The 26,139-nt window shown below is 64.4% G+C and carries 26 protein-coding genes; 13 read left to right on the top strand and 13 right to left on the bottom strand.

The features are described from left to right. Positions 1-263 precede the first annotated feature (263 nt). The 6 genes from urtA (at position 264) to KHO27_RS24980 (ending at position 6,350) form a co-directional block, all read left to right on the top strand. Positions 264-1,529: an urea ABC transporter substrate-binding protein gene (gene urtA, locus KHO27_RS25005; RefSeq protein ID WP_214500932.1), complete on the top strand. Its 1,266-nt coding sequence runs from the start codon at positions 264-266 to the stop codon at positions 1,527-1,529. Positions 1,530-1,641: 112 nt separating this feature from the next. Next, on the top strand, positions 1,642-3,129 hold the full coding sequence (gene urtB / locus KHO27_RS25000; protein ID WP_110701786.1) for an urea ABC transporter permease subunit UrtB: 1,488 nt from the start codon (positions 1,642-1,644) through the stop codon (positions 3,127-3,129). After that, on the top strand, positions 3,129-4,208 hold the full coding sequence (urtC, locus tag KHO27_RS24995; RefSeq protein WP_111533307.1) for an urea ABC transporter permease subunit UrtC: 1,080 nt from the start codon (positions 3,129-3,131) through the stop codon (positions 4,206-4,208). Before urtB ends, urtC begins: the two co-directional genes overlap by 1 nt. Next, positions 4,205-5,062 (top strand): urea ABC transporter ATP-binding protein UrtD, encoded by an 858-nt coding sequence (gene urtD / locus KHO27_RS24990; protein ID WP_178082057.1) that lies wholly within the window; start codon positions 4,205-4,207, stop codon positions 5,060-5,062. Before urtC ends, urtD begins: the two co-directional genes overlap by 4 nt. Before the next feature lie 45 nt (positions 5,063-5,107). Then, the gene (gene urtE / locus KHO27_RS24985; RefSeq protein WP_062572701.1) at positions 5,108-5,806 is read left to right on the top strand and encodes an urea ABC transporter ATP-binding subunit UrtE; all 699 of its coding nucleotides are present in this window, start codon (positions 5,108-5,110) and stop codon (positions 5,804-5,806) included. A 31-nt stretch (positions 5,807-5,837) separates the two neighbouring features. Continuing rightward, positions 5,838-6,350: a GNAT family N-acetyltransferase gene (locus KHO27_RS24980; RefSeq protein WP_214500931.1), complete on the top strand. Its 513-nt coding sequence runs from the start codon at positions 5,838-5,840 to the stop codon at positions 6,348-6,350. Between the two features lie 33 nt (positions 6,351-6,383). On the opposite strand, the gene KHO27_RS24975 is transcribed toward KHO27_RS24980, so the two are convergent. Both KHO27_RS24975 and cbpA read right to left on the bottom strand, forming a co-directional pair. After that, entirely contained in the window at positions 6,384-6,689 is a 306-nt protein-coding gene (locus KHO27_RS24975) for a chaperone modulator CbpM (protein WP_023630087.1), read from the bottom strand. A 2-nt stretch (positions 6,690-6,691) separates the two neighbouring features. Next, a complete protein-coding gene (cbpA, locus tag KHO27_RS24970) occupies positions 6,692-7,651 on the bottom strand; it encodes a curved DNA-binding protein (protein ID WP_102683965.1) in 960 nt (319 codons plus the stop codon). 162 nt (positions 7,652-7,813) lie between these two features. On the opposite strand from cbpA, the gene KHO27_RS24965 reads away from it, so the two are divergent. Continuing rightward, on the top strand, positions 7,814-9,085 hold the full coding sequence (locus tag KHO27_RS24965; protein WP_046854026.1) for an Hsp70 family protein: 1,272 nt from the start codon (positions 7,814-7,816) through the stop codon (positions 9,083-9,085). An 80-nt stretch (positions 9,086-9,165) separates the two neighbouring features. On the opposite strand, the gene KHO27_RS24960 is transcribed toward KHO27_RS24965, so the two are convergent. From KHO27_RS24960 to KHO27_RS24950, 3 genes are all read right to left on the bottom strand, one after another. Further along, entirely contained in the window at positions 9,166-10,173 is a 1,008-nt protein-coding gene (locus KHO27_RS24960) for an AI-2E family transporter (protein ID WP_046854025.1), read from the bottom strand. A 70-nt stretch (positions 10,174-10,243) separates the two neighbouring features. Continuing rightward, the gene (locus KHO27_RS24955; protein ID WP_046854024.1) at positions 10,244-10,528 is read right to left on the bottom strand and encodes a PsiF family protein; all 285 of its coding nucleotides are present in this window, start codon (positions 10,526-10,528) and stop codon (positions 10,244-10,246) included. A 64-nt stretch (positions 10,529-10,592) separates the two neighbouring features. Beyond that, positions 10,593-11,381: an AraC family transcriptional regulator gene (locus tag KHO27_RS24950; RefSeq protein WP_214500930.1), complete on the bottom strand. Its 789-nt coding sequence runs from the start codon at positions 11,379-11,381 to the stop codon at positions 10,593-10,595. A gap of 141 nt (positions 11,382-11,522) precedes the next feature. On the opposite strand from KHO27_RS24950, the gene KHO27_RS24945 reads away from it, so the two are divergent. Next, entirely contained in the window at positions 11,523-12,416 is an 894-nt protein-coding gene (locus KHO27_RS24945; RefSeq protein ID WP_102683963.1) for a DMT family transporter, read from the top strand. Here KHO27_RS24945 and KHO27_RS24940 read toward each other — a convergent pair. After that, entirely contained in the window at positions 12,397-13,287 is an 891-nt protein-coding gene (locus KHO27_RS24940; RefSeq protein WP_214500929.1) for a lipase family alpha/beta hydrolase, read from the bottom strand. The genes KHO27_RS24945 and KHO27_RS24940 overlap by 20 nt on opposite strands. A gap of 122 nt (positions 13,288-13,409) precedes the next feature. On the opposite strand from KHO27_RS24940, the gene osmE reads away from it, so the two are divergent. Beyond that, positions 13,410-13,751, top strand: coding sequence for an osmotically-inducible lipoprotein OsmE (gene osmE / locus KHO27_RS24935; RefSeq protein WP_023631201.1), 342 nt, complete (start codon positions 13,410-13,412; stop codon positions 13,749-13,751). Positions 13,752-13,757: 6 nt separating this feature from the next. Beyond that, positions 13,758-14,315, top strand: coding sequence for a ferritin-like domain-containing protein (locus tag KHO27_RS24930; protein WP_023631202.1), 558 nt, complete (start codon positions 13,758-13,760; stop codon positions 14,313-14,315). 22 nt (positions 14,316-14,337) lie between these two features. On the opposite strand, the gene KHO27_RS24925 is transcribed toward KHO27_RS24930, so the two are convergent. Beyond that, the gene (locus tag KHO27_RS24925; RefSeq protein ID WP_214500928.1) at positions 14,338-16,404 is read right to left on the bottom strand and encodes an AsmA family protein; all 2,067 of its coding nucleotides are present in this window, start codon (positions 16,402-16,404) and stop codon (positions 14,338-14,340) included. 335 nt (positions 16,405-16,739) lie between these two features. On the opposite strand from KHO27_RS24925, the gene KHO27_RS24920 reads away from it, so the two are divergent. The 3 genes from KHO27_RS24920 to KHO27_RS24910 all read left to right on the top strand — a co-directional run bounded on the left by KHO27_RS24920 (position 16,740) and on the right by KHO27_RS24910 (position 19,229). Further along, positions 16,740-17,285 carry a phage infection protein gene (locus tag KHO27_RS24920; RefSeq protein WP_214500926.1) on the top strand — a complete coding sequence of 182 codons (546 nt, stop codon included), beginning with the start codon at positions 16,740-16,742 and terminating at the stop codon, positions 17,283-17,285. Between the two features lie 122 nt (positions 17,286-17,407). Then, the gene (locus KHO27_RS24915; protein WP_102683958.1) at positions 17,408-18,040 is read left to right on the top strand and encodes a TetR family transcriptional regulator; all 633 of its coding nucleotides are present in this window, start codon (positions 17,408-17,410) and stop codon (positions 18,038-18,040) included. A gap of 100 nt (positions 18,041-18,140) precedes the next feature. Continuing rightward, positions 18,141-19,229, top strand: coding sequence for an AGE family epimerase/isomerase (locus KHO27_RS24910; RefSeq protein ID WP_214500925.1), 1,089 nt, complete (start codon positions 18,141-18,143; stop codon positions 19,227-19,229). 52 nt (positions 19,230-19,281) lie between these two features. On the opposite strand, the gene KHO27_RS24905 is transcribed toward KHO27_RS24910, so the two are convergent. From KHO27_RS24905 to KHO27_RS24880, 6 genes are all read right to left on the bottom strand, one after another. Next, positions 19,282-20,049: an SDR family oxidoreductase gene (locus KHO27_RS24905; protein WP_023629361.1), complete on the bottom strand. Its 768-nt coding sequence runs from the start codon at positions 20,047-20,049 to the stop codon at positions 19,282-19,284. A gap of 610 nt (positions 20,050-20,659) precedes the next feature. Beyond that, positions 20,660-21,376 carry an ABC transporter ATP-binding protein gene (locus KHO27_RS24900; RefSeq protein WP_102683956.1) on the bottom strand — a complete coding sequence of 239 codons (717 nt, stop codon included), beginning with the start codon at positions 21,374-21,376 and terminating at the stop codon, positions 20,660-20,662. Next, the gene (locus KHO27_RS24895; RefSeq protein ID WP_031314650.1) at positions 21,373-22,248 is read right to left on the bottom strand and encodes an ABC transporter ATP-binding protein; all 876 of its coding nucleotides are present in this window, start codon (positions 22,246-22,248) and stop codon (positions 21,373-21,375) included. The genes KHO27_RS24900 and KHO27_RS24895 overlap by 4 nt, the downstream gene beginning before the upstream one ends. After that, complete coding sequence (gene livM, locus KHO27_RS24890) at positions 22,245-23,546, bottom strand: high-affinity branched-chain amino acid ABC transporter permease LivM (RefSeq protein ID WP_214500924.1); 1,302 nt, start codon at positions 23,544-23,546, stop codon at positions 22,245-22,247. The genes KHO27_RS24895 and livM overlap by 4 nt, the downstream gene beginning before the upstream one ends. Positions 23,547-23,548: 2 nt before the next feature. Then, positions 23,549-24,463 carry an ABC transporter permease subunit gene (locus tag KHO27_RS24885; RefSeq protein WP_019098910.1) on the bottom strand — a complete coding sequence of 305 codons (915 nt, stop codon included), beginning with the start codon at positions 24,461-24,463 and terminating at the stop codon, positions 23,549-23,551. 156 nt (positions 24,464-24,619) lie between these two features. Then, a complete protein-coding gene (locus tag KHO27_RS24880; protein ID WP_214500923.1) occupies positions 24,620-25,756 on the bottom strand; it encodes a branched-chain amino acid ABC transporter substrate-binding protein in 1,137 nt (378 codons plus the stop codon). Positions 25,757-26,139: the final 383 nt, after the last annotated feature.

Raw genomic sequence — 26,139 nt, 5'->3', positions numbered from 1 at the left:
GCCCGGTTCCGAATACGGGACGCCAATCCCGAACCGCAGAAACTACTGCGGTGCGGCACGGTACTCAAGTACCGCTTATGTGTCAAAAGTGTTCATCGCCCCCGGCCCCAATCCTGTGCAGGCCTGTGCAGCAAGCACCATCCTGGCCCCTCCCCGCGCCCCGATTCGTCGCACAGCCGCTCTATCACGCACCTTCCATCGCTCGGCACAGCCTTTGCAATCTCCGACCTGGCCAACCCCCACCATCACATCGGAGTGAGCACATGAAGCGACGCAGTCTGATCAAGGCCTTCACCCTCAGCGCATCGATCGCCGCGATGGGCCTGAGCTGGAGCATCCAGGCCGCCGAGACCATCAAGGTCGGCATCCTGCATTCGCTGTCCGGGACCATGGCCATTTCCGAGACCTCGCTCAAGGACATGGCGCTGATGACCATCGACGAGATCAACGCCAAGGGTGGCGTGAACGGCAAGATGCTCGAACCGGTGGTGGTCGACCCGGCGTCCAACTGGCCGCTGTTCGCTGAAAAGAGCCGCCAGCTGCTGACCCAGGACAAGGTCGCGGTGGTGTTCGGCTGCTGGACCTCGGTGTCGCGCAAGTCGGTGCTGCCAGTGTTCGAAGAGCTCAACGGCCTGCTGTTCTACCCGGTGCAGTACGAGGGTGAAGAGATGTCGCCGAACGTGTTCTACACCGGCGCCGCCCCCAACCAGCAGGCCATTCCTGCCGTCGAATACCTGATGAGCGAAGACGGCGGCAGCGCCAAGCGCTTCTTCCTGCTGGGCACCGACTACGTCTACCCGCGCACCACCAACAAGATCCTGCGCGCTTTCCTGCACAGCAAAGGCGTGGCCGACAAGGACATCGAAGAGGTGTACACGCCGTTCGGCCACGCCGATTACCAGACCATCGTTGCCAACATCAAAAAGTTCTCCGCCGGCGGCAAGACGGCGGTCATCTCCACGGTCAACGGCGACTCGAACGTGCCGTTCTACAAAGAACTGGCCAACCAGGGCCTGAAGGCCACCGACGTACCGGTGGTGGCGTTCTCGGTGGGCGAAGAAGAGCTGCGCGGCATCGACACCAAACCGCTGGTGGGGCACCTGGCCGCGTGGAACTACTTCGAGTCGGTGGATAACTCGGTGAACCAGAAGTTCGTCGCCGACTGGAAGGCCTACGCCAAGGCCAAGGGCCTGCCAGGCGCTGACAAGGCGGTGACCAACGACCCGATGGAAGCCACCTACGTGGGCATCCACATGTGGGCGCAGGCCGCCGAGAAAGCCAAGTCCACCGACGTCGACAAGGTGCGTGAAGCACTGGCCGGGCAGACTTTCAAGGCACCGTCGGGCTTCACCCTGACCATGGACAAGACCAACCACCACCTGCACAAGCCGGTGATGATCGGCGAGATCCAGGATGACGGGCAGTTCAGTGTGGTGTGGGAAACCGAGCAGCCGCTGCGGGCGCAGCCTTGGAGCCCGTTCATTCCGGGGAATGACAAGCGGCCGGATTATGCGGTGAAGGGCAACTGACGCTATCGCGGGGCAAGCCCGCTCCCACGCCGCCCCCATCATCTGACGAGATCGGCGTGGGAGCGGGCTTGCCCCGCGATGAATCCACTGCCGATTTTCCAGGACGCCTCGCATGCTCAGACTCCTGCTGACATTACTGCTGCTACTGCCCCTGGCCACCCAAGCCAGCGAGGGCGAATTCTTCCTCAGCGCCAAGCCCGCCGAACAGGCGCGCCTGCTCGAAACCTGGGCCGCGCAACCCGAAGCCGCACGCCTGCCGCTACTGGACAACCTGCGCCAGGGCCGCATCGCCGAAAACGACACGCGCAAACTGCGCCTGAACAACCGCCTGCGCGGCCTGATCGACAACGCCCTGGCCAGCCATCAGTTACTCAGCGACCAGACCAACGTACGCCTAGCGGCCGCCCAGCAACTGCAAAAAAGCGCACAACCCGCGCAAATGGCCTTCCTAGACCGGCGCTTCGCCAGCGAACCCGACGCCGCCGTGCACGCTGCCCTCGGCCTGGCCCTGGCCAACCTGCAACTGGGCGCCAGCGAGCCCGCGGTACGCCTGGCCGCCGTGCGCCTGCTCGGCGAAACCGGTGACCCGCTGGCCCGCACCCGCCTCGAAGCGCTACTACAACCCGGCGCCGAAACCGACGCCGCCGTGCGCACCGCCGCCGAAACCAGCCTGGCCCAGGTGCAGCGCAAACTGCTGGTTGGCGAGCTGCTCGGCCAGGCCTTCAGTGGCCTGTCGCTGGGTTCGATCCTGCTGCTGGCCGCGCTGGGCCTGGCGATCACCTTCGGCCTGCTCGGGGTGATCAACATGGCTCACGGCGAGATGCTGATGCTCGGCGCCTACAGCACTTACATGGTCCAGGTGCTGCTGCAGCGCTACGCTCCGAGTGCCATCGAGTTCTACCCGTTGATCGCCCTGCCGGTGGCATTCGCCGTCAGCGCAGGGGTCGGCATGGCCCTGGAGCGCACGGTGATCCGCCACCTGTATGGCCGTCCGTTGGAAACCCTGTTGGCCACCTGGGGCATCAGCCTGATCCTGATCCAGGCCGTGCGCCTGCTCTTCGGCGCGCAGAACGTCGAGGTAAGCAACCCGGCCTGGCTGTCGGGCGGCGTCCAGGTGCTGCCCAACCTGGTGCTGCCGTACAACCGCCTGGTGATCATCGGCTTCGCCCTCGCCGTGGTGCTGCTCACCTGGCTGCTGCTCAACCGCACACGGCTGGGCCTGAACGTGCGGGCTGTCACCCAGAACCGCAACATGGCGGCCTGTTGCGGGGTGTCCACCGGGCGCGTCGACATGCTCGCCTTCGGCCTCGGCTCGGGCATCGCCGGGCTCGGCGGCGTGGCCCTGAGCCAGGTCGGCAACGTCGGCCCGGACTTGGGCCAGAGCTACATCATCGACTCGTTCCTGGTGGTGGTGCTCGGTGGTGTCGGCCAGCTGGCCGGCAGCCTGTGGGCGGCCTTCGGGCTGGGCATCGCCAACAAACTGCTGGAGCCGCAGATCGGTGCGGTGCTGGGCAAGATCCTCATCCTTGCGCTGATCATTCTGTTCATCCAGAAGCGCCCGCAAGGCCTGTTCGCCCTCAAGGGACGGGTAATCGACTGATGAACCAGCCATTGATTGTCACTGCCACGCGCAAGGCCGGCACTCGGGTGTCGCTGGCCGTCGGCGCCGTTGTCGTCCTGGTGCTGCTGGCCCTGCCGCTGCTGTCGCTGCTGCCCGACGGGCACGCGTTGCAGGTCTCGGCCTATACCCTGACCCTGGTGGGCAAGATTCTTTGCTACGCCATCGTCGCCCTGGCCCTGGACCTGGTGTGGGGCTATGCCGGGTTGCTGTCGCTGGGCCACGGCCTGTTCTTTGCCCTTGGCGGCTATGCCATGGGCATGTACCTGATGCGCCAGGCGGCCGGGGATGGTCTGCCGGGCTTCATGACCTTCCTGTCGTGGAGCGAGCTGCCCTGGTACTGGGCCGGCACCCAGCACTTCGCCTGGGCGCTGTGCCTGGTGGTGCTGGCGCCGGGGTTGCTGGCGCTGGTGTTCGGCTTCTTCGCCTTCCGCTCGCGGATCAAGGGCGTGTACTTCTCGATCATGACCCAGGCCCTGACCTTCGCCGGGATGCTGCTGTTTTTCCGCAACGAAACGGGCTTTGGCGGCAACAACGGCTTCACCAATTTCCGCACCATCCTCGGTTTCGACATCACCGCCCAGGGCACCCGGGCCGTGCTGTTCCTGCTCACGGTGAGCCTGCTGCTGGGCAGCCTGTTCCTGTGCTGGCGCCTGACCCAGAGCAAGTTCGGGCGCCTGCTCACCGCCGTGCGCGACGCCGAGAACCGCCTGATGTTCTGCGGCTACGACCCACGCGGTTTCAAGCTGCTGGTGTGGGTGCTCAGCGCCGTGCTGTGCGGCCTGGCCGGGGCGCTGTACGTGCCGCAGGTGGGCATCATCAACCCCAGCGAGATGTCGCCGACCAACTCCATCGAAGCCGCCGTGTGGGTGGCTTTGGGCGGACGCGGCACGCTGATCGGGCCACTGCTTGGCGCCGGCCTGGTCAATGGCATGAAGAGCTGGTTCACCGTGGCGTTCCCCGAGTTCTGGCTGTTCTTTCTCGGCGCGCTGTTCATCCTCGTCACCCTTTACTTGCCCAAGGGCGTGGTCGGCCTGCTGAAGAAAAGGAGCCAGCCATGAGAAGCGTGCCCCCGGTGCACCCGGAATTCATGCTGGAACCGATATTCGACCAGGTCGGCAGCGGTCGCGAGGCCATCGGCCTGGGCCGGCGCCGCGAGGCCGGGCTCGACACCCGCCACGGCACGGTGCTGAGCCTGGAGGGTATCAGCGTCAGCTTCGATGGCTTCAAGGCGCTCAACGACTTGAACCTGTACATCGGCGTCGGCGAACTGCGCTGCATCATCGGCCCCAACGGCGCCGGCAAGACCACGATGATGGACGTGATCACCGGCAAGACCCGCCCCGACAGCGGCAGCGCCTACTTTGGCGACACCCTCGACTTGACCCGCATGAGCGAGTACCAGATCGCCCAGGCCGGGATCGGCCGCAAGTTCCAGAAGCCCACGGTGTTCGAGGCGCTGACGGTGTTCGAGAACCTGGAGCTGGCCTTGAAGGCCGACAAGTCGGTGTGGGCCAGCCTGGCGGCGCGCCTGAGTGGCGAGCAGCGCCAGCGCATCGATGAGGTGCTGACCACCTTGCGCCTGCTGCCACTGGCCCAACGCCCGGCGGGTCTGCTGTCCCACGGGCAGAAGCAGTTCCTGGAGATCGGCATGCTGCTGGTGCAGGAGCCGCAGTTGTTGCTGCTGGACGAACCGGTGGCGGGGATGACCGACGCCGAGACCGAGTTCACCGCCGAGCTGTTCCGCTCGCTGGCGGGCCGGCATTCGCTGATGGTGGTGGAGCATGACATGGGCTTCGTCGGCAGCATTGCCGACCATGTGACGGTGCTGCATCAGGGGAGTGTCCTGGCCGAAGGGTCGCTGGCGCAGGTGCAGGAGGATGAGCGGGTGGTCGAGGTGTATCTCGGTAGGTAGGCCTCTGAAGCCCACTCCCACGCACAAATCACACAAGGGCAAGACATGCTGAAAATCGACACCCTGCACCAGTACTACGGCGGCAGTCACATCCTGCGCGGCCTGTCCTTCGAGGCCAAGGTCGGCGAAGTCACCTGCCTGCTCGGGCGCAACGGCGTGGGCAAGACCACCCTGCTGCGCTGCCTGATGGGCCTGCTGCCAGCCCGCGAGGGCCGCGTAGAATGGGAAGGCAAGCCGATCACCACGCTCAAGCCCCAGCAACGGGTCCAGGCCGGCATCGCCTACGTGCCCCAGGGCCGCGAGATCTTCCCGCGCCTGACCGTGGAGGAAAACCTGCTGATGGGCCTGTCGCGCTTCCCCGCCCGTGAGGCACGGGAAGTGCCGGCGTTCATCTACGAACTGTTCCCGGTGCTGGAGCAGATGAAACAGCGCCGTGGCGGCGACCTCTCTGGCGGCCAGCAGCAACAGTTGGCCATCGGCCGCGCCCTGGCCAGCCGCCCGCGCCTGCTGATCCTCGACGAACCCACCGAAGGTATCCAGCCGTCGGTGATCAAGGAGATCGGCGCGGTGATCCGCAAGCTCGCCGACCGTGGCGACATGGCCATCCTGCTGGTGGAGCAGTTCTACGATTTCGCCGAGGAACTGGCCGACCAATACCTGGTCATGGCCCGCGGCGAGATCGTCCAGCGCGGCCGCGGCGAAAACATGCAGGCTGAAGGTGTGCGCGGCCTGGTTACCATTTAATCTGCAACCACTTCCCTTGCGAGACGCTGTCATGAGTTACCAGATCCGCGACGCCCTGATCGACGACGTGCCGGGCATCCTCGACATCTACAACGACGCCGTGGCCAACACCACGGCGATCTGGAACGAAACCCCGGTGGACCTGGCCAATCGCCGGGGCTGGTTCGAGGCCCGCGCGCAGCAGGGTTATCCAATCCTGGTCGCGGTGGATGACAGCGGCGTGCTGGGTTACGCCTCGTTCGGCGACTGGCGGCCGTTCGAGGGCTTCCGCCATACGGTCGAACATTCGGTGTACATCCGTGGCGACCAGCGCGGCAAGGGCCTAGGGCCCGTCCTTATGGAAGCGCTGATCGACCGAGCGCGTCTTTGCGACAAGCATGTGATGGTCGCCGCCATCGAGAGCGGCAATACCGCGTCGGTGCGCCTGCATGAGCGGCTGGGGTTCGTGGTGACCGGGCAGATGCCGCAGGTGGGCGTGAAGTTCGGCCGTTGGCTGGACCTGACCTTCATGCAATTGATGCTCGATCCTGGGGCACAGCTGTGAAGCCCGAGGGGCCGCCGTGCGGCCCCACAACGTTTACATCTGGGTAAACCGGCCCAACCGTTGGCGCAGCATGTGGTTCTCGCTGCGCAACTGCTGTACCTCTTCCAGCAGCTCAAGCGCCAGGGCCACCCCTTCCCACTCCAGCTCCAGCTGATCATGCAGCTTCACCGCACGCTTGAGAGTGACCGGCGCGCGGTCGTCGAACACCCATTCCTCCGGCGTTCGCCCCGAAGGTTCAACGATGCCGTGCTCGACGATCTCGATCACGCAATCGGCCGTGAGGTCGGCTTCCTGGCAAAGGGTACGCATGTCCAGTTGAACGATCAGGGTGCTGCTCATGATCACTTACTCCATTGAGTCCTCGGGTTGAACGCGGCTTTCTCGGAGAGCTGGGTCCACAATGCGCGCGCTGCGTCATCGGATTGGGCAGGCATCACTACCTTGAGCTGGGCGTACAGGTCGCCGCGCTCGCCCTGCTTGTTCAACAGGCCCATGCCCTTGACCCGCAGGCGCTGGCCGCTCTGGCTGTCGGGGCGGATGGTCAGGTTGATCTTGCCGGTCAAAGTCGGCACGGCCACCTTGGCGCCGAGTGCCGCCTCCCACGGTGCCAGCGGCACGGTAATGATCAGGTCATGACCTTCGACATCGAACAGCGGGTGCGGTGCCATGCGGATGGTCAGGAACAAATCGCCGTTGGCCCCGCCGCCCACGCCCGGCGCGCCCTGGCCCTTGAGGCGGATGCGCTCGCCGTCGGTCACCCCGGCGGGGATCTTCACGTTCAGGGTCTTGGTGGTGAACCCGGTGCGCTGGCCGGCAGCGTTGGTCTGCGGCACCTGGAAGCTGATCTGCTTGGATTCCTTGTTCAGGGTTTCCTCGAGGAACACCGCCAGTTCCAGTTCCACGTCCTGCCCTCGCCTGCCGGCACTGCGTTGTTGCCGGCCACCGCCGCCACCGAAGGGGTTGCCACCCCGGGCGCCGAAGATCGAGCTGAAGAAATCGGAAAAATCGCCACCTTCGAAACCACCGCCACCACCGCTGCGAGACTCCCAGCCAGGCGGCGCCTGGAACGGCCGGCCATGCTGGCCGCCGTATTTGCGGATCTCGTCGTACTCGGCGCGCTTGTCCTTGTCGCCAAGCACTTCGTAGGCCTCGTTGGCCTCCTTGAACTTGTCCTCGGCGTCACGCTCCTTGCTGACGTCGGGGTGATACTTGCGCGCGAGCTTGCGGTACGCGGCCTTGATCGCCTTGTCGTCCGCGCTCGCCTCGACGCCGAGTATCTTGTAATAGTCTTTGAAGTCCATCTATGGATCACCGATGTGAATGTACGTATTGCTACTGAAGATTGGGGTCAAGCATAGCCTTTCAAGGCTCATCCGGGGTTGCGCTATCGCAGACGACCGGTCTTGATTTAGCCGCAGAACGGCATAAACTGCGCGGCCGTTTTGCCTCCGGAAGCTTTCTCCATGTCTGACGTATCCCCGGCCCGTGCCCTCGGCATCGACTTCGGTACCTCCAACTCCACGGTCGGCTGGCACCGCCCTGGCGCCGAATCGCTGATCGCCCTGGAAGATGGCAAGATCACCCTGCCGTCGGTGGTCTTCTTCAACATCGAGGAACGTCGCCCGGTGTACGGCCGCCTGGCCCTGCACGAGTACCTGGAAGGCTACGAAGGCCGCCTGATGCGCTCGCTCAAGAGCCTGCTGGGCTCCAAGCTGATCAAGCACGACACCAGCGTGCTGGGCAGCGCCCTGCCGTTCAAGGACCTGCTGGGCATGTTCATCGGCGAGCTGAAAAAGCGCGCCGAAGCCGATGCCGGCCGCGAATTCGACCAGGTGGTGCTGGGCCGCCCGGTATTTTTCGTCGACGAAGACCCGGCCGCCGACCAGGAGGCCGAGGATACCCTGGCGGAAGTTGCGCGCAAGATCGGCTTCAAGGACGTGTCGTTCCAGTACGAGCCGATCGCTGCGGCGTTCGACTACGAGTCGGGCATCAGCCGTGAAGAGCTGGTGCTGATTGTGGATATCGGCGGTGGTACCTCGGACTTTACCCTGATCCGCCTGTCGCCCGAGCGCCACCTGGTGGCCGAGCGCCAGGACGACATCCTCGCCACCGGCGGCGTGCACATCGGCGGTACCGACTTCGACAAGCAGCTGAGCCTGCAGGGTGTGATGCCGCTGTTCGGCTATGGCAGCCGGATGAAAAGCGGCGCGCTGATGCCCACCAGCTACCACCTCAACCTGGCCACCTGGCACACCATCAACGCCCTGTATGCGCAGAAGTCGCAGCTGGCCCTGGGCAGCATGCGCTACGACATCGAGGACACCCTGGGTATCGACCGCCTGTTCAAGCTGATCGAGCAGCGCGCCGGGCACTGGCTGGCGATGGAGGTGGAGGCCAGCAAGATCGAGCTGACCGAGCGCGACAGCCGGAGCATCGACTTTGGCCGGATCGAGCCGCAGCTGTCGGCCGAGCTGACCCGGGCACTGTTCGAAGATGCAATTGACGGTTTGCTCGAGCGCGTGCGCGGCAGCGTGAGTGAACTGCTAGCCAAGGCGGGCGTGAGCGAAAGCCAGGTGGACACGGTGTTCTTCACCGGCGGCTCCAGCGGCATTCCGGCGCTGCGCAACAGCGTGGCGGCGATGCTGCCCAATGCGCGGCATGTGGAAGGCAACATCTTCGGCAGCATCGGCAGCGGTCTGGCGATCGAGGCGCGCAAGCGTTACGGCGTGCTCTGATTCGAAGACCTTATCGCGGGGCAAGCCCGCTCCCACGCCAGGTTCTTGGCTGCTTTGGGAGCGGGCTTGCCCCGCGATGATCAGACCAGCTCAGCCCGCTTCAACTCGCTCTTCAGGTAGGCGTAGTAGATCGGCCCCGCCACCACCCCCGGCAGGCCGAACGCCGCCTCGAACACCAGCATCGCCAGCAACAGCTCCCAGGCCTTGGCACTGATCTGTCCGCCGACGATCCGCGCGTTGAGGAAATACTCGACCTTGTGGATAACGATCAAGTACCCCAGTGCCGCCATCGCCACCCAGATCGACAGCGACAGGCCGACGATGGTGATCAGGGTGTTGGACATCAGGTTGCCGATCACCGGCAGCAGCCCGAGCAGGAAGGTCAGCACGATCAGGGTCTTGGTCAGCGGCAGGTGCACGCCGAACAGCGGCAGCACCACGGCAAGGAAGATGCCGGTGAAGAAGGTGTTGAGCAACGAGATCTTGATCTGCGCAAAGACGATGTTGCGAAACGCCTGCACCAGCAGGCTCAGGCGCTCGAACAAGGCCGCGGCCAGGGGCTTGCGCCGGGAAATGTCGGGGATGCGCTGCAGGGCGACGATGGCGCCGAGGATCATGCCGATCAACAGGGTCACGAACATGTGCGCCATGCCCTTGCCGACCAGTTGCAGGTCGCTCAGGTGGCTCTTGATCCATTCGCCGATGGCCACCTTGAACTCGGCGGCGCTGGCCGGCAGGTAGGCTTCGATGAACGGTGGCAACTGGCCACGAGCACGCTCGACCAGGCCCATGAACTTGTCCAGCGAGGCGCCGGGGTTCTCGGCTTCGTGCAGGAGGAAACTGAAGGCGCCGGCAATCAGCAGGGTGAGCGTGCTCACCACCAAGGTGCCGAGCAGCGCCACCGCCAGCCAGCGCGCACGCTGCCCGGCGATCAGCGGCTGCAGCCTGGGGGTGAGCATGTTGACCAGCTCGAACACCAGCAGGCCGGCGAGCAGGCTCGGCAGCAGCTTCAGGGGCAGCGCCAGCAACAGGCCGGCCATGACGATGATCCAGCTGGCCAGGGTGACCTGGCGGGGGGTGAAGGTCATACAGCCTCGACGGCAGACAGCGGAAAGTCCCGCAGTCTGCCAGCCTTCAAGGCAGAGGCATAGGCGCAGGTCATTTCTTCTTCAGGCAGTCGCTCATGAAGGTCTTGCGCTCGTCGCCCTTGAGCGCCTTGGTGGTGGCATCGGCGTTGCAGGTCTTCATCTTCTCCTGCTGGGTGGCGGCAGGCTTGGCCTTGAGGCAAGTGCTCATGAACGCCTTGCGCTCGTCGCCCTTGAGCGCCTTGGCGGTCGCGTCGGCGTTGCAGGTCTTCATCTTTTCCTGTTGCGCGGTGGCGGCGAATCCTTGCCCCGCGATCAACATGCCCAACACCAGCAGGGGTACGTGCAGCAGCTTCATGGAGTGGTCTCCTTGCCTGCGCGCCGGATGCGCGCTCGTCGCAGCTGAGTGTAGACAAGAATTTTTACATCTCTGTCCGCGCCCGCCGTCGGTACTGTTCCGGCGTGCACTGGGCCTGGCGCTGGAACATGGCGATGAAGGCCGACGCGCTGCTGTAGCCGAGGTCGAAGGCGATGGCCTGGATCGCGGTGCCCGCCTCGAGCGCCTCGATGGCGCGCAGAAAGCGCAGGCGCAAACGCCATTCGCCGAAGCTCATCCCCAGTTCACGCAGGAACTGCCGGGCCAGGGTGCGTTCGCTGACATGCACCTGCGCGGCCCAGTGGGCCAGCGGGTGGTTGTCGCCGGGCTCGCCATGCAATCCTTCAAGCACCTGGCGCAGGCTGTCGCTGCGGGCGAACGGCAGGTAGCAGGTCTGGGTCTGCGCCAGGTGCAACTGGTCCAGCAGCACCTGTGCCAGGCGCTGGTCACGCTCGTCCCGGGCGATGCGCAGGTCGCGGCGGGCGAAGTCGCCGAGGATCGCCTTGAGGATGTCGCTGATCACCAGGCTGCAGGGTTGTGCAGGCAGCCCGGCACACAAGCTGCGGTCAAGGTAGACCGAGCGGTAGACGATGGCCTGGGGGTTGTAGCAGCCATGCTCGGTATCCGGCGGCACCCACACGGCGTAGTGCGGCGGCGAGATGAAGCGCTGGCCTTCGACGTCCAGGTGCATCAGGCCATGGGATGCGTAGTTGAGCTGGCCCCAGGGGTGACGGTGCGGGGCGCTGTGGGTGTCGGCGCCGAATTCGTCGTAGCGAAAGTACACCGGGGCCGGGAGCTGGTCGAAGCGCGGAATGTCGAGGTACTTGCGGGCCATGCTGTCTGCTTCGCGGGGTCGGTTGTCTGGATGGAAGTATAGGCATGCAAGCAGACAAGCGATAATACCCGCCGTCACACCCTCCCTGCAGGACCAGGCAAGCCCGCTCCTGCAGGGGACACCCGTTACTTGAGAGTCCCAATGAACTACCTCTTCCCCCTCATCGCCATCCTCATCTGGGCCGGCAACACCGTTGTCACCAAGATGTCCGCAGGGGCCATCTTCCCGGCCGAGATCGGCTTCTACCGCTGGTTGCTGGCCGGCCTGTTGTTCACGCCGTTCCTGCTGCCCCAGGTCTGGCGCAACCGCGCGGCGATCCGCCCGCACCTGGGCAAGGTGTTCGTGCTGGGCGTGCTGGGCATGGCCATCTACCAGAGCCTGGCGTACTTCGCCGCCAGCATCACCAGCGCCACCAACATGGGCATCATCCTCTCGCTGATGCCGCTGATGTCACTGGCCCTGTCCATCGCCTGGCTGGGCCAGCGCCTGAGCTACGGCGCGCTGCTGGGCGCGATCGTGTCGTTCTTCGGCGTGCTTGAAGTCGTCTCGGCCGGGCAGCCCGGCACGCTGCTGCACCAGGGCCTGAACAGTGGCGACCTGATGATGCTGGTGGCCACCCTCGCCTATGCGCTGTACAGCTTCCTGCTGAAGAAATGGCAGCTGCGCCTGCCGCCGCTGCAATTGCTCTACCTGCAGGTGCTGGTGGCGATCCTGGTGCTGCTGCCGCTGTTCGTGCTGTCACCGAAGACCGGGCTGAACGGCCACAACCTCGGCCTGGTGCTGTATGCCGGCCTGCTGGCCTCGATGGTCGCGCCGCGAGTATGGATGCAGGCCGTGCATCGCCTGGGCCCGAGCCGCACCACGCTGTTCTTCAACCTGCTGCCGGTGGTCACGGCGGTGATCGCCGCCGTGGTGCTGGACGAGCAATTGGCCAGTTATCACCTGGTCGGCGGTTTGCTGACACTGGTCGGCGTGCTGCTGGCCGAGCGCTGGACAACGCCAGTACGGCGCACGGTCACACCCCCGCGGCCTTGAGCCGCGCGGCATGTTCGGTGAACAGCCGCACAGGCTCGGCGCCCTTGCCCACGGCGCCGAGGGACTGGTTGACGATGTCCAGGTGGTCGAGCGGATAGTCGTCGCCGATCACCTGGCCCAGGTGCGAGCTGAAGCGCCCGACCATGCCGTCGCAGTGGCCCTTCTCGCGCACGAAGCTGCGGGCAAACAAGCGGCAGAAGCGATTGCTGCCGTCGAAGCGGTTCAAGCCCTGGTCGGTGCGGCCCGGCTGCAAGGTGCCTGACCAGGAGTAGTAACGCACGCCGTTCACCTCGGCCGGCCCCTCGCCGCCCCAGACCTCGGGCAGCCCCTGTGGATAAGCCTGGTTGAACAGCGCCACCCCGGCGCTGGTAAGCGACTGGTGCGAGGCATGCACGTCGATCGGCAGCGGATCCCGGCGCCAGCCGGTCTCCAGCCAGCCCAGCAGCACGGCGAAACCATGCAGCACGGCCTTGAGGATGCGCCCCTTGGCAGAGTCGCCCGGCGCCGTGCGTTCAAGGTGATCGGCCAGTTCCGAGCCATGGTTGGGGCCGGCCACCGAGGTCACCGAGGCCACCCGGTCTGGCCGCTTCGCCGCCGCATAGCGGGCACTGAGCGCGCCCTGGCTGTGGCCGATCAGGTTGACCTTCTCGGCCCCTGTTCGTCGGCAGATGTCCTCAATGATGATCAATAGCTGCTCGCCGCGTACCTCGCTGGAATGCAGCGGCGATATCTGCACCGGATATACCTGCGCGCCGCCCCGGCGCAATGCCGGGACAATGCCGAACCAGTAGGGATACAGCAGTGCCCGCACGAAACCGAGCATGCCCGGCACCAGCACCAGTGGATAACGCGTGGCCAGTTCCTGACTCATCACCCTGCCCTTTTCCATGGACGACCGGCCCACACTACAGCGTGCCCTGCGTCATTCGCAATCGAACTCCCGGCGCGCCGTGCGGTTCCAAGCAGAACAGACCCTGAGCAAGGAGCGGGACCATGTACAAGCAGACCCTGGCCATCCTTCTGGCAAGCGCGACCCTCGCCGCCTGCGGCAGCCGCCCGGAAAACCCGGTGGACTACGTCACCTACCGCGACGAGCCGCTGGTCAAGCAGGTAGAGCACGGCATGACCATGCAGAAGGTCATCGCCATCGGCGGCAGCCCGTCGAATGTCAGCGACCTGCCCCACGGCGGCACCTGCAATGACTACATCCTCAACCGCGATGGCCAGCAACAGCCCTATTACGTGCGCTTCGACGCCACCGGCCATGTCGACGCCAAGGGCTTCAAGACCTGCAAGCAACGCCAGGAAGACAGCGACGCCGTCCACGGCGCATGACACCCCATGACTACCCTGATCCTTTCGGAGATGAACATGAGCGTTGAACTGACCGATGTGAAAACCCTGCGCGAACGTGCCCGCCAGCATGTCGAGCAAGGCGCGGTGACCGAGGGTTACCACGCCGATCGCGAGAAGATCCTGCGCCTGCTCAACGAGTCGCTGGCCACCGAGCTGGTCTGCGTGCTGCGCTACAAGCGTCACTACTTCATGGCCAGCGGTATCAAGGCCAGCGTCGCCGCCGCCGAATTCCTCGAGCACGCCACCCAGGAAGCCGAGCATGCCGACAAGCTGGCCGAACGCATTGTACAGCTGGGCGGCGAGCCGGACTTCAACCCCGACAACCTGACCAAGAATTCCCATGCCCAGTACGTGGCGGGCAGTTCATTGAAGGAGATGGTGCTGGAGGATCTGGTGGCCGAACGGATCGCCATTGACAGCTACCGCGAGATCATCCAGTACATCGGCGACAAGGACCCGACCACGCGGCGCATCTTCGAAGACATCCTGGCCCAGGAAGAAGAACACGCCGACGATATGTCGGATCTGTTGCAGGGGTTGTGAATAATGGGGGCGCGCAGCGCCCCTACTTCTTGGCCTTCACCGCCGCCGGTGCCTTGCCGGCGCGCATCTGCTGCAACAACGGCGTGCACTGGTTGGGCACATCGCCGCTGCTCGGCGCTATCAGCGCCAGCAGCCCCGCCGCCGGCCCCGCCACCACACCCAACGCCACCATCCCCGCACCACGCAGCGCCAGCGGCACTGCCTGCACACCTGCACTCGGTTTGGCGAAAGGCCCACGCACGTACAGCGGTGAGCGCAGTGAGAACAGCCGTAGCCCTTTCGATTCCGGGGTGATCTTCAGGTCCAGTTGCTCACTGGCGAAATTGGCCGTGCCGTCGATGTGGATAATGGCGTTCTCGGTATCGAAGACGAACAGGCGGGTGGTCGCCAGGCCCTCCTTGATGCCGACATCGGCCGCGGCACAGTTGATCTTCACTTCCTCATCGCCAAACAGCTTGCCGATCACGTAGTTGCCCACGTTGAGCCCGGCGATCTCCATCAGGCTGCGGCTGATGGCGCCATCGTTGATCAGCAGGCGCAGGTCGCCGTTGGAAGTGCCGAGCAACGCCGCCACCGAGTTGCCCCGGCCACTGATATCGGCGTCGCCGTTGAGCTCGCCGAAGCTGGTCTGCATGGGCGCGAAGCTGGGGAACAACTGCTTGAGCTTGAAGCCCCGGGCGGTGAGCTGGGCGCGCCCCTGCATCGGCGTGCTGCGCCCGTCCAGGCGGATGTTGGAATCGAGGCTGCCCCCGGCCACGCCGAAGCGCAGCGGTTCCAGGCGCAGCAGGCCATCCTCGAGAATCACATGGGCAGACAGGTCATTGAACGGTAGTTTCTCGCTGTGCACGATGCGCTTGCCGGCGAAGGTCACGTCGGCATCCATCGCCCGCCAGCGCTCGGTGCGGAACTCCTCTACCGGCAACACCTTGTTGGCCGGCTGCTTGCTGGCGCCGCCGCGGGCCTTCTGCTCGGCGTTGGAGTCGGCGCCGATCAGCGGTGCCAGGTCCTTGAACAGCAGTTGATTGGAGACCAGGTTGCCGGACAGTTTTGGCCGGGGCTGGCTGGCGACGAAGGCCAGGTCGCCGTGGATATCACTGTCGCCGATCTTGCCGTTGAAGCCTTCATAGCGGAAATGCGCGCCCTCGGCGGCCTGCAGGTTGGCGCTCAGGTGGCCGTCGGTGGCGTAGGGTGGGGTGTCGGGCAGGGTCACGCCGGTCAGCGGGTAGAGGTTGCCCAGGCTGCTGCCGGAGAGCTTCAGGCGCAGGTCGAGGGCCCCCAGGTTGCGGGGGTCGGTCAGGGTACCGGCAAGGGCCACGTGGGTATCGCCGATGCGCACGTCGGCCTGCAGCGGGAAGGGTTGGCTGGCATCCTGCAGCGCCAGCAGGCCGCCGATCTTGCCGGTGCCGGCCACTGCCTGGCCCTTGTAGCGCCCCTGGGCCTTGAAGCCGAAGGCATAGTCCTGGGCGTTGCCGGCCTTCTCGGCGCGGGCCTTGCCGACGATATCGCTGAACGGAATCGGCTTGCCCAGCGGGTCGACCTGCACTTTCATGCTGGTTTTCAGGGTCTGGTCGTCGAAGCTGACATTGCCTTGGTCGAAGCCGATCGCGCCGATGTCCAGCACCCACTTCGACGGCTCCTCGTGCTCATCCTTGGGCCCGAAGTCGAACACCCAGTTGGCCCGGCCATCGACCAGGCGGGTGAGGCTGGCACTGGGCTTGACCAGGTCGATGCGCGGGATGCTGATGCGCTGGACGATCAGCGGCAACGGCGCCAGGCGGAAGTCCACCCGCTCCAGCCCCACCATGCGCGGCTCCTTGAGCCATTCGGGGTTGCCCAGGGTGAGGTCTTCGGCGGTGAAGTGCGGCCAGGGCACGAAGGCACGCCAGCCGCCCTCCTCGGGTTCGGTGCGCCAGTGCACGGCGAGGTTGCCATTGATCGCGAAAGGCCGGTGCAGGGCTTCGGAGACTTTCTCGTTGAGCAACGGCTTGACGCGGTTCCAGTCGAAGGTGGCGATCACCACCACCAGGATTGCCAACAGGGTGGCCAGGGTGGCGAAGGTCCAGACGATGATTCTGGCAGGGCGCGTCATTGCGTGATTCTCCTGACTGCATGGAAGGCGGCGCGACGATGGCACTCATTATGTCGGACTGATGAAAACCCGCCGGGTTTAATCCGCGCAGCATGATAACCAAGATTTTCCTGACGATTTTCTCAGCTTTTGGTCTACGGAGCGTGGCAGTGTTACCGGGGAGTCGGCGTGCCTCAATACTCGGCGCATCGCCGAAAACATTGAGCCAGAGCGCTCCAAGCACAGTATCAATGCCGTCGATTGTTACCATTATCCTGATGAACTTTTCTCTGGAGTTACCGGGCGTAGCATTGGCTCCGTACCCACTTTCCAGCCCCCCAGAGGAGCACCGAATCATGAAACGCCATCTGCTGCTGAGCCTGACCCTGTCTGTACTTGCTGCCAACGCCTTCGCCCTGCCAGCCGAAGACCAGCACCTGAGCGCCGAGTCGCGCTCCAGCGCCATCACCGTCAGCCAACCACTGAACACCCTGGCAGAAGGTGGCGCCGAGCGCCTGCAGGAACGTGCAGGCCGCGTGGCCGAAGGCGGTGCCGAACGCCTGCTCGAACGTAACAACCGTGTTGCCGAAGGTGGCTCTGATCGCCTGATCGAACGCAATGACCGTGTCGCCGAGGGTGGTTCGGATCGCCTGATCGAACGCAACGACCGTGTCGCCGAAGGTGGTTCCGATCGCCTGATCGAACGCAACGACCGTGTCGCCGAAGGTGGTTCCGATCGCCTGATCGAACGCAACAACCGCGTCGCTGAAGGTGGTTCCGATCGCCTGATCGAACGCAACAACCGCGTCGCTGAAGGTGGTTCCGATCGCCTCAACGAACGCAACAACCGTGTAGCCGAGGGTGGCTCGGATCGCCTGGTCGAACTCAGCCGTGTGAGCTGATCGCCATGGCCGAAAAGAACAACCCTCCGTGCGGTAGCTGCTCCCCTCCAAGCCCGGTCCATTGACCGGGCTTCGTTTTTCTATCCAGAATGCCCAGCCGTACCGTCATAGAAGCCTGCCCCATGCTGCCGCGCGCCGAACAGAAGCTACAAACCCGCCAGGCCCTGCTGGATGCCGCCTGCCTGCTCATGGAAAGCGGCCGGGGTTTCGGCAGCATCAGCCTGCGCGAGGTGGCCAAGGCCGCTGGCATCGTGCCCACCGGTTTCTACCGCCACTTCCCCGACATGGATGCCCTGGGCCTTGCCCTGGTCGCTGAGGTGGACACCACCTTCCGCCAGACCATCCGCCTGGTGCGCCATAACGAATTCGAGCTGGGTGGCATCACCGATGCCTCGGTGCGCATCTTCCTCGACGTGGTCGCCGCCCACCGCGCGCAATTCCTGTTCCTCGCCCGCGAGCAGTACGGCGGCTCGCAACCGGTGCGCCAGGCCATCGCCCGCCTGCGCCAGGACATCAGCAGCGACCTGGCCACCGACCTTGCGCGAATGCCGCGCTGGCGGCACCTGGACGGCGCCGCCCTGGCGGTGATGGCCGACCTGGTGGTCAAGACCGTGTTCGCCACCCTGCCCGAGCTGATCGACAGCCCCGAACCGGGCCATGCACAGGCGCTGACGGCACAGGAAAAGATCACCCAGCAGCTGCGCTTCATCTTCGTCGGTGCGCGGCACTGGCAGGGCCTGGGCAATCCCGGCTGAGATTTTCGCCCAGGCCGGATCGTGGCAGCGGCGGTGCCCCACGAACCCCTTGTCACTTCTGCTACCATGGCGCCCTGCCCGACCGTCCACGAGCGCCACCATGTCCGACCCCCGTCCCGCACTGACCCGTTTCCAACAGCACTTCGCCGAGCGCATCGTGCCGCTGTGGCAAGGCCCGGGCTGGAACGCCGACATGGCCCTGCCGTACGAAGCCCTGGACACCCAGCACCGGCCACTGCCGGTGCAACGCTACCGGGCCATGGCCTGCGCCCGCCAGCTGTACCTGTTCAGCAGCCGTATAGAACAACCGGGTGCCGCCGAGCGCGCCGCGGCGCTGTTCCGCTCACTGCAGAAGCACTTCCACGACGCCGAGCACGGTGGCTGGTTCTATAGCATCGACGCCCAGGGCAAGCCGCTGGACCGGCGCAAGGACCTCTACACCCATGCCTTCATCGTCTTCGCCTGCGCCCATTACCTGGGCAAGGTCGGCGAAGGGCTGGTGGAAGCCACGCTCAATGGTGCCCTCGAGGTGATCCACGAGCAGTTCGCCCGCGACGATGGCCTGTACGAGGCCAGCCTGGGTGAGGATTGGTCAGACCTGGGCAGCGGCCCGCTGCAGAACCCGCAGATGCACCTGGCCGAAGCCTTCCTGCAAGTGCTGGCGGTACGTGAGGATGAAGAGGTGCGTCACTCGCTGTTGCAGCTGTGCGACGGCTTGCAGGCGCAGTTCATCGAGCCGCAACACGGCCTGATGCTGGAGAAACCGCGCGGGGCTGTGGATAACTGGTTCGAGCCGGGACACCAGTTCGAATGGTTCTATCTGCTCGACACTTCCGAGTTGCTGCGCGGTACTGCGCTGCATGCCTCCATCGAGCGGGCCTTCGACTTCGCCGAACAGTGCGGCGTGAAGGATGCTGCGGTACTGGCGATGCTGGATGTGGACGGCAAGGTGATCGACGCGACACAGCGTATCTGGGCGCAGGTGGAGTACCTGCGGGCACTGGCCCTGCGACCGGGAAGCGAGGCGCGGCTGCTGGAACAGCTCACGGCGCTGGAGTCACGCTTCCTGCATGAAGGCGGCTGGCATGAGTGCCGCGATGGCGAGGGGGCAGTGAGCCGCCATGACATGCCTTCGACCACGCCCTACCACCTGGCGACCTGCCTCGAAGGTCTGCAGCGCCTGATCTGACGCTATCGCGGGGCGGTGCTCCGATGCGACTTGCCCCGCGATCATCGGCGAATCAGCCTTTCGCCGACCGGTCGATCGAGAACCCTGCCCAGTCCTGGCTCACCGGCATCAGCTCAAGGCTGTTGATGTTGATATGCGCCGGCTGGTTGAGAATCCAGAAGATGGTCTCGGCGATATCCTGCGGCTGGATCGGCTCGGCACCGGCGTAGGTGGCGTCGTACTTGGCCTGGTCGCCGCCGAAACGCACCAGCGAGAACTCGCTTTCGCACAGCCCCGGCTCGATGTTGCTGACCCGCACGCCAGTGCCGCGCAGGTCGCAGCGCAGGCTCAGCGAGAACTGGCCGACGAAGGCCTTGGTGCCGCCATACACATTCGCGCCCGGGTACGGGTAGTTGCCCGCCACCGAACCGACATTGAGGATTGACGCGCCGCGCCCGTGGGCGATCAGGCGCGGCAGCAACAGGCGGGTGGTATACATCAGGCCTTTGATATTGGTGTCGACCATGGTTTCCCAGTCGTCCAGGCTGCAGTTCTGCGCCGCATCCACACCCAGTGCCAGGCCGGCATTGTTGACCAGGCCCTGGAGCTTGTCGAAGCTCGGCGGCAGGCTGGCGATGGCGGCTTCCATGGCCTGGCGATCACGCACATCGACCACCAGCCCATGCACCTCGGTCTTGGCCGAGAGTTCTTGGCACAGCGCATCCAGGCGCTCCTTGCGGCGACCGGTGAGCACCAGCTTCCAGCCAGCATCGGCGAAACGGCGGGCGGTGGCCTCACCGAAACCGGAAGTCGCGCCAGTGATGAATACGGTGGACGTCATGCTCTTCTCCTTGGGTGTGCTCGGCAGGCCTTGCAGCATGCCCGGCGCAAGCGTTGTCGACAACCGTTTCAGCCACTGGTCAAAAAACGTACAGACGCTGAAAAGCCCCGTGATTGGGGGCTTTCGTCAGGCTATGCGCATCTTATCCACAAGGCTTTCCCCACAGATTGGGGGCAACTTGTCGGTTCCAGGGAACCTTTGCTTGCTGTGGACATCTGCCCGTGATGGCGCAACGCTTTCAACCTGCCGTCTGCGGCGGTCTGTCCAAAGTTTTTTCACAGACTTATCCACAGAACTCAGATAGCTGTGGATGAACCGCGCTGCTGCTAAAAACCCTCGATAAATCATGCACAAGCAAGACCTGATCAAAAAACGAACAGATCCTTGGAGGCGTTGTTACACAAGGGCTTGAGCAAGGTGCCACCATGTTTTCCACAGGCGGTTCCACATAATCCGTGGAAAGTTTTCCAGCTGTGGAAACAATGGCTTGCGTGGGGATTGTGGTGTGCTGCAGGAAAGATATGCGACAAGTTGTCCACATGTGCTGAAAGGCATAAAACGCATCGCGGGGCAAGTCGGGTTGCCGCACCGACTTGCCCCACGATTTACTTCAGTGCCCGCCCAGGTAGGCGTTACGCACCTCCTCGTTGACCAACAGCTCCTGCCCAGTCCCGGTCATGCGAATTTGCCCGTTGACCATCACATAGGCCCTGTCCGACAGCTTCAATGCATGGTTGGCATTCTGCTCGACCAGGAAAATGGTCATCCCGGTCTGCGCCAGCTCGCGCAGGGTCGAGAAGATCTGCTTGACCACGATCGGCGCCAGCCCCAGCGACGGCTCATCGAGCAGCAACAGCTTGGGCCGGCTCATCAGCGCCCGGGCAATCGCCAGCATCTGCTGCTCGCCCCCGGACATGGTCATGGCCCGCTGGTTGCGCCGTTCCTTGAGCCGCGGGAACAGCTCGTACATGCGCTGCATGTCCTGGTCGGCATGTTTGTCGCCGATCGGGATGGTGCCCATCATCAGGTTTTCCTCGACGCTCATGTCGGGGAACACCCGGCGCCCTTCCGGGGACTGGGCGATGCCATTGGACGCGATGTAGTGCGACGACTTGCGGGTGATGTCGGTGCCGCGATAGACGATCTGCCCGGATGCCGCGCGCGGCTGGCCGAAGATCGACATCAGCAGCGTGGACTTGCCCGCGCCGTTGGCGCCGATCAGGCTGACCGTCTCGCCTTCGTTGATGTGCATCGAGACCTTCTTCAGGGCCTGGATCGGCCCATAGAACACATCCAGGTCCTTCAGCTCGAGAATGGGCGCGCTCATGTCAGTTCCTCTTCGTCGGCACCCAGGTAGGCGGCAATCACCGTCGGGTTGTGGCGGATATCCTGCGGTGATCCCTCGGCGATCACGTTGCCGTGGTCGAGCACGACGATGTGGTCGGAGATGCTCATGACCATGCCCATGTCGTGCTCGATCAGCACCACGGTGATGTCATGCTCGTCGCGCAGCACGCGGATCATGCGGCTCAGCGCTTCGGTTTCCTGGGGGTTGAGGCCGGCAGCCGGTTCGTCCAGGCAGATGATCTTCGGCCGGGTGCACATGGCCCGGGCAATCTCCAGGCGGCGCTGCTGCCCGTAGGACAGCTCACCGGCCAGGCGGTTGGCGCAGTCCACCAGGTCGACCACCTCCAGCCAGTAGAACGCATGGTCGAGGGCATCGCTCTCGGCCTTGCGATAACCCGGGGTATTGAGCACCCCGGCCAGCAGGTTGCGGTTGACCCACATGTGCTGGGCCACCAGCAGGTTCTCCACCACCGACATTTCCTTGAACAGACGGATGTTCTGGAAAGTGCGCGCCAGCCCGGCGCGGTTGACCAGGTGGGTACCGCCGAACATCTTGTAGTACAGGCGGTTGGCGAAGCGTGCCGGCGAAACGAAGTCCGCCGCCCGGAAGCGCTCGCCGAGCAGCTGGATGACGTTGGTGTGGCTGCCGCGCACGTTCAGCTCGATCCGCCCGCCGGTGGCCTTGTAGAAACCCGTGAGGCAGTTGAACACCGTGGTCTTGCCCGCGCCATTGGGGCCGATCAGGGCGAAAATCTGGTTACGCTTGACCTGCAGGCTGACATCGCTGAGCGCCTTGATCCCACCGAACTGCATCATCAGGTTGTCTACAGACAGAATGACTTCGTCGCTCATGGCGCCACTCCTTTACGCGGGACCACGCCGGTACGGCTGATGCGGATCAGCCCCCGCGGTCGCCAGATCATCATCAGCACCATCAGCACGCCGAACAGCAGCACCCGGTATTCGGAGAAGCTGCGCAGCAGCTCGGGCGCCACGGTCAGCACGAACGCCGCGATCACCACGCCCACGGTCGAGCCCATGCCGCCGAGCACGACGATGGCCAGGATCAGCGCGGACTCGAAGAAGGTGAACGACGATGGGTTGACGAAGCCCTGGTAGGTGGCGAAGAACACCCCGGCAAGGCCTGCGGTGGACGCGCCGAGGGTGAACGCGGAAAGCTTGACCAGTACGTGGTTCAGGCCCATCGAGCGGCAGGCGATCTCGTCCTCGCGCAAGGCTTCCCAGGCGCGGCCCACCGGCATGCGGGTCAGCCGGTGCTTGACGTAGAGCACCGCCAGCACCACCAGGAACAGCACCGCGTAGATGAACACGAACTTGAGGTTGGCGTTGTATTCGAAGCCGAAGAACTCGTGGATCGGCACCCCGCCGTCCTTGGCCCGGCGACCGAACTCAAGGCCCAGGAAGGTCGGCGACGGCGCCGGCATACCGTTGGGGCCGCCAGTGAACGACAGCCAGTTGTTCAGCACCAGGCGGATGATTTCACCGAAGCCAAGGGTGACGATGGCCAGGTAGTCGCCATGCATGCGCAGCACCGGGAAGCCGAGGATGCACCCCGCCAGCGCCGCGGCAATGGCCGCCAGTGGCAGCACGCTCCAGAAGCCCAGGCCCAGGTACTGGTAGCCCAGCGCCAGGCCATAGGCACCGATGGCGTAGAACGCCACATAGCCCAGGTCGAGCAGGCCGGCCAGGCCGACCACGATGTTCAGGCCCAGCCCCAGCAGCACGTAGATCAGGCCGAGGATGACCACGGTCAGCAGGTACTTGTTGGCGAAGATCGGGAACACGATGGCGATGACGATCAGCGCCGGGATGATGTAGCGCAGGCGCGACTTGTAGTTCGGCGCCAGCACATGCACGCCCGAACCGCCGCTGTCGAAGCCCTGGAGCATGCGTTGGCCGGTCGGCGTCTGCAGGAACAGGCTGAGGATGAAACGCCCGATCATCACGCCACCGACCAGCCAGGCGACGCGGGCGGGTTCGGCGTTGAACGTGTAGCCATCGAGCACCACGCCGACGACGGGGCCGAAGACGATAAGGGCCAGCAGGCCGGCGACGAGGGTCTCCAGCAGGCTGCGTTTGAGGTCGAAACCCTTGGTTTGCGAAGCAGAGGCAGTATTGGCAACGGACATGTTCACACCTTAGCCACGAGCGGGCGACCCAGCAGGCCTTGGGGACGGAAGATGAGGATCATCACCAGCAGCGAGAAGCTGAACACGTCCTTGTAGTCGGAGTTGATCAGGCCAGAGAACAACGACTCGGAAATCCCCAGGATGATCCCGCCGAGCATGGCCCCCGGCAGCGAGCCGATACCGCCGAGCACCGCGGCGGTGAAGGCCTTGATGCCGATGATGAAGCCGGCGTAGAAATCGAAGGTGCCGTAGTTCATGGTGATCAGTACGCCCGCCAGCGCGGCCATCACCGCACCGATGACGAACACGTAGGAGATCACCCTGTCGGTGTTGATGCCCAGGATCGAGGCCATCTTGCGGTCTTGTTGCGTGGCCCGGCACATGCGCCCGAGCTTGGTGTACTTGATCACGTAGGTGAGCAGGCCCATGCCGACGAAAGCGGCCACCAGGATGAAGATCTTGGTGTAGGTGAGCTGCACGAAACCGGTGCCCACTTCGACGCGCATGGCGCCTTCGAGCAGGGTCGGCACGCCTTGCTGGCGGGCGCCCTGGCTGATCTGCGCGTAGTTCTGCAGGATCAGCGAAATGCCGATGGCGCTGATCAAGGGCGCGAGGCGAGTGGAGTTGCGCAGGGGTTTGTAGGCGATGCGTTCGATGGTGAAGCCATAGACGCCAGTGACGACGATGGTGAACAACAGCGTGCCCAGCATCAGCAGCGGAAACGACTCGATACCGAAGTAGGCCAGCAATGCCAGGCTGATCGCCGCGAGGTACGCGGAGATCATGTACACCTCGCCGTGTGCGAAGTTTATCATGCCGATGATGCCATAGACCATTGTGTAGCCGATGGCGATCAGGCCATAGACCGACCCGAGGGTCAGGCCGTTGACCAGTTGCTGCAGGAAAATACCATCCATAACGCAATCTCACCTGATTGAGATTGCACGAGCGCCGACCACGCAGGGCCCGGATGCAGCGGCCCTCGCAGCGCAGAACTGTGCACATCTACTGACAATGACAGGTACCGCGGGGCAACGGCCCGGGGCATCGCGCGCCCGGGCCGGATGCCGTTGTTATTGTTGTTTTTCCAGCTGGTGGTACTTGCCGTTGGCATCCCACTGGTAGACCACGTAGTCGGAGACGGTCAGGTCGCCCTTCTGGTCCCACTTCTTCTCGCCCATGACGGTCTTGACCGGGTTGGCCTTGAGCCACTTGGCGGCGTCCTCGCCCTTGTTCGACTTGGCGCCGTTGAACGCGGCGGCCAGGGCCTGGACCGAGGCGTAGGCATACAGGGTGTAGCCTTCAGGCTCGGTGCCGTTCTTGCGGAACTCCTCGACCACCGCCTTGCTGTCGGGCAGCAGGCGCGGGTCGGCGCCGAAGGTCATGTACACGCCGTTGGTGTACTGGGCGCCGCCGGCGGTGGCCACCAGTTCGTCGGTGACGATGCCGTCGTCGGACATGAATGCCACGTCCTTCAGGCCCTGCTCGCGCAGCTGGCGCACCAGCGGGCCGGCCTCCGGGTGCAGGCCGCCGAAGTAGACGACATCGGCACCTGCGGCGCGGATCTTGGTGACAACCGCGCTAAAGTCTTTCTCGCCGCGGGTCAGGCCCTCGTACAGCACCGGGGTGACGCCGCGCTTGATCAGCTGGGCCTTGGTGGCGTCGGCCAGACCCTGGCCATAGGTGTCCTTGTCGTGCAGCACCACCACCTTCTTGCCCTTGAGCACGTCGACAATGTAGTTGCCGGCGACGATGCCCTGCTGGTCGTCACGGCCGCACATGCGGAACATCGCGGACAGGCCGCGCTCGGTCACCTGCGGGTTGGTGGAGCCGGGAGTGATGGCGATCACGCCGGCCTCATCGTAAACCTCGGAAGCGGGGATGGTGTTGGAGGAGCAGAAGTGACCGACCACGCCCGCCACCTTGTCCTGGTCGACCAGGCGGTTGGCCACGGATACTGCCTGCTTCGGCTCGCAAGCGTCATCGCCCTTGACCAGCACGATCTTCTCGCCGTTGACGCCGCCGGCCTTGTTGATCACGTCGGCCGCGGCCTGCGCACCTTTCATGTACTGCTCGCCAAACGCTGCGTTGGCTCCGGTCATCGGGCCCGCGACGCCGATCTTGATGTCGGCCTGAACATACGAAGAAACACCCAGTGCGGTGGCTACAGCCAGTGCCAGGAAACCTTTCTTGTAAAACGTCTGCGACATGAGGTGGTGCTCCTAGAATATTTTTTTTGGTTGGCACTACAACTTCTCAGCCCTGTGCTCCGAGCAAGGGCCGTGCCAGTGGTTTTGTCTTCCGGGAAAACACACGACAAGGGATGAACAGAGGCGACCGGCGGCCTTTTCTTTATTGAGCGTGCAACCGTCTGCCGCACGGCAAGTGGCACCCACACGCCTAGACAAGGAGCAACCATCGCCCGCCATCATTGCAACCCTCGCAAGTGTTAACGTGCAACCGCGCTGTAACAGCGGACGTCACCGAACTGCACACCACTGGTGCGCGACTGCTACAGGGAGCACTGTTTGAAGGCTAGCTGGCGCACGGTAAATTACCTGTCGCGGCCATGATCGCGGGCGATGCGGGAGCA

The organism is Pseudomonas sp. RC3H12, assembly GCF_018596375.1.
GTDB lineage: Bacteria > Pseudomonadota > Gammaproteobacteria > Pseudomonadales > Pseudomonadaceae > Aquipseudomonas.
The sequence above is the reverse complement of the archived record's forward strand: the minus strand, read 5'-3'. Positions and strand labels throughout refer to the sequence as shown.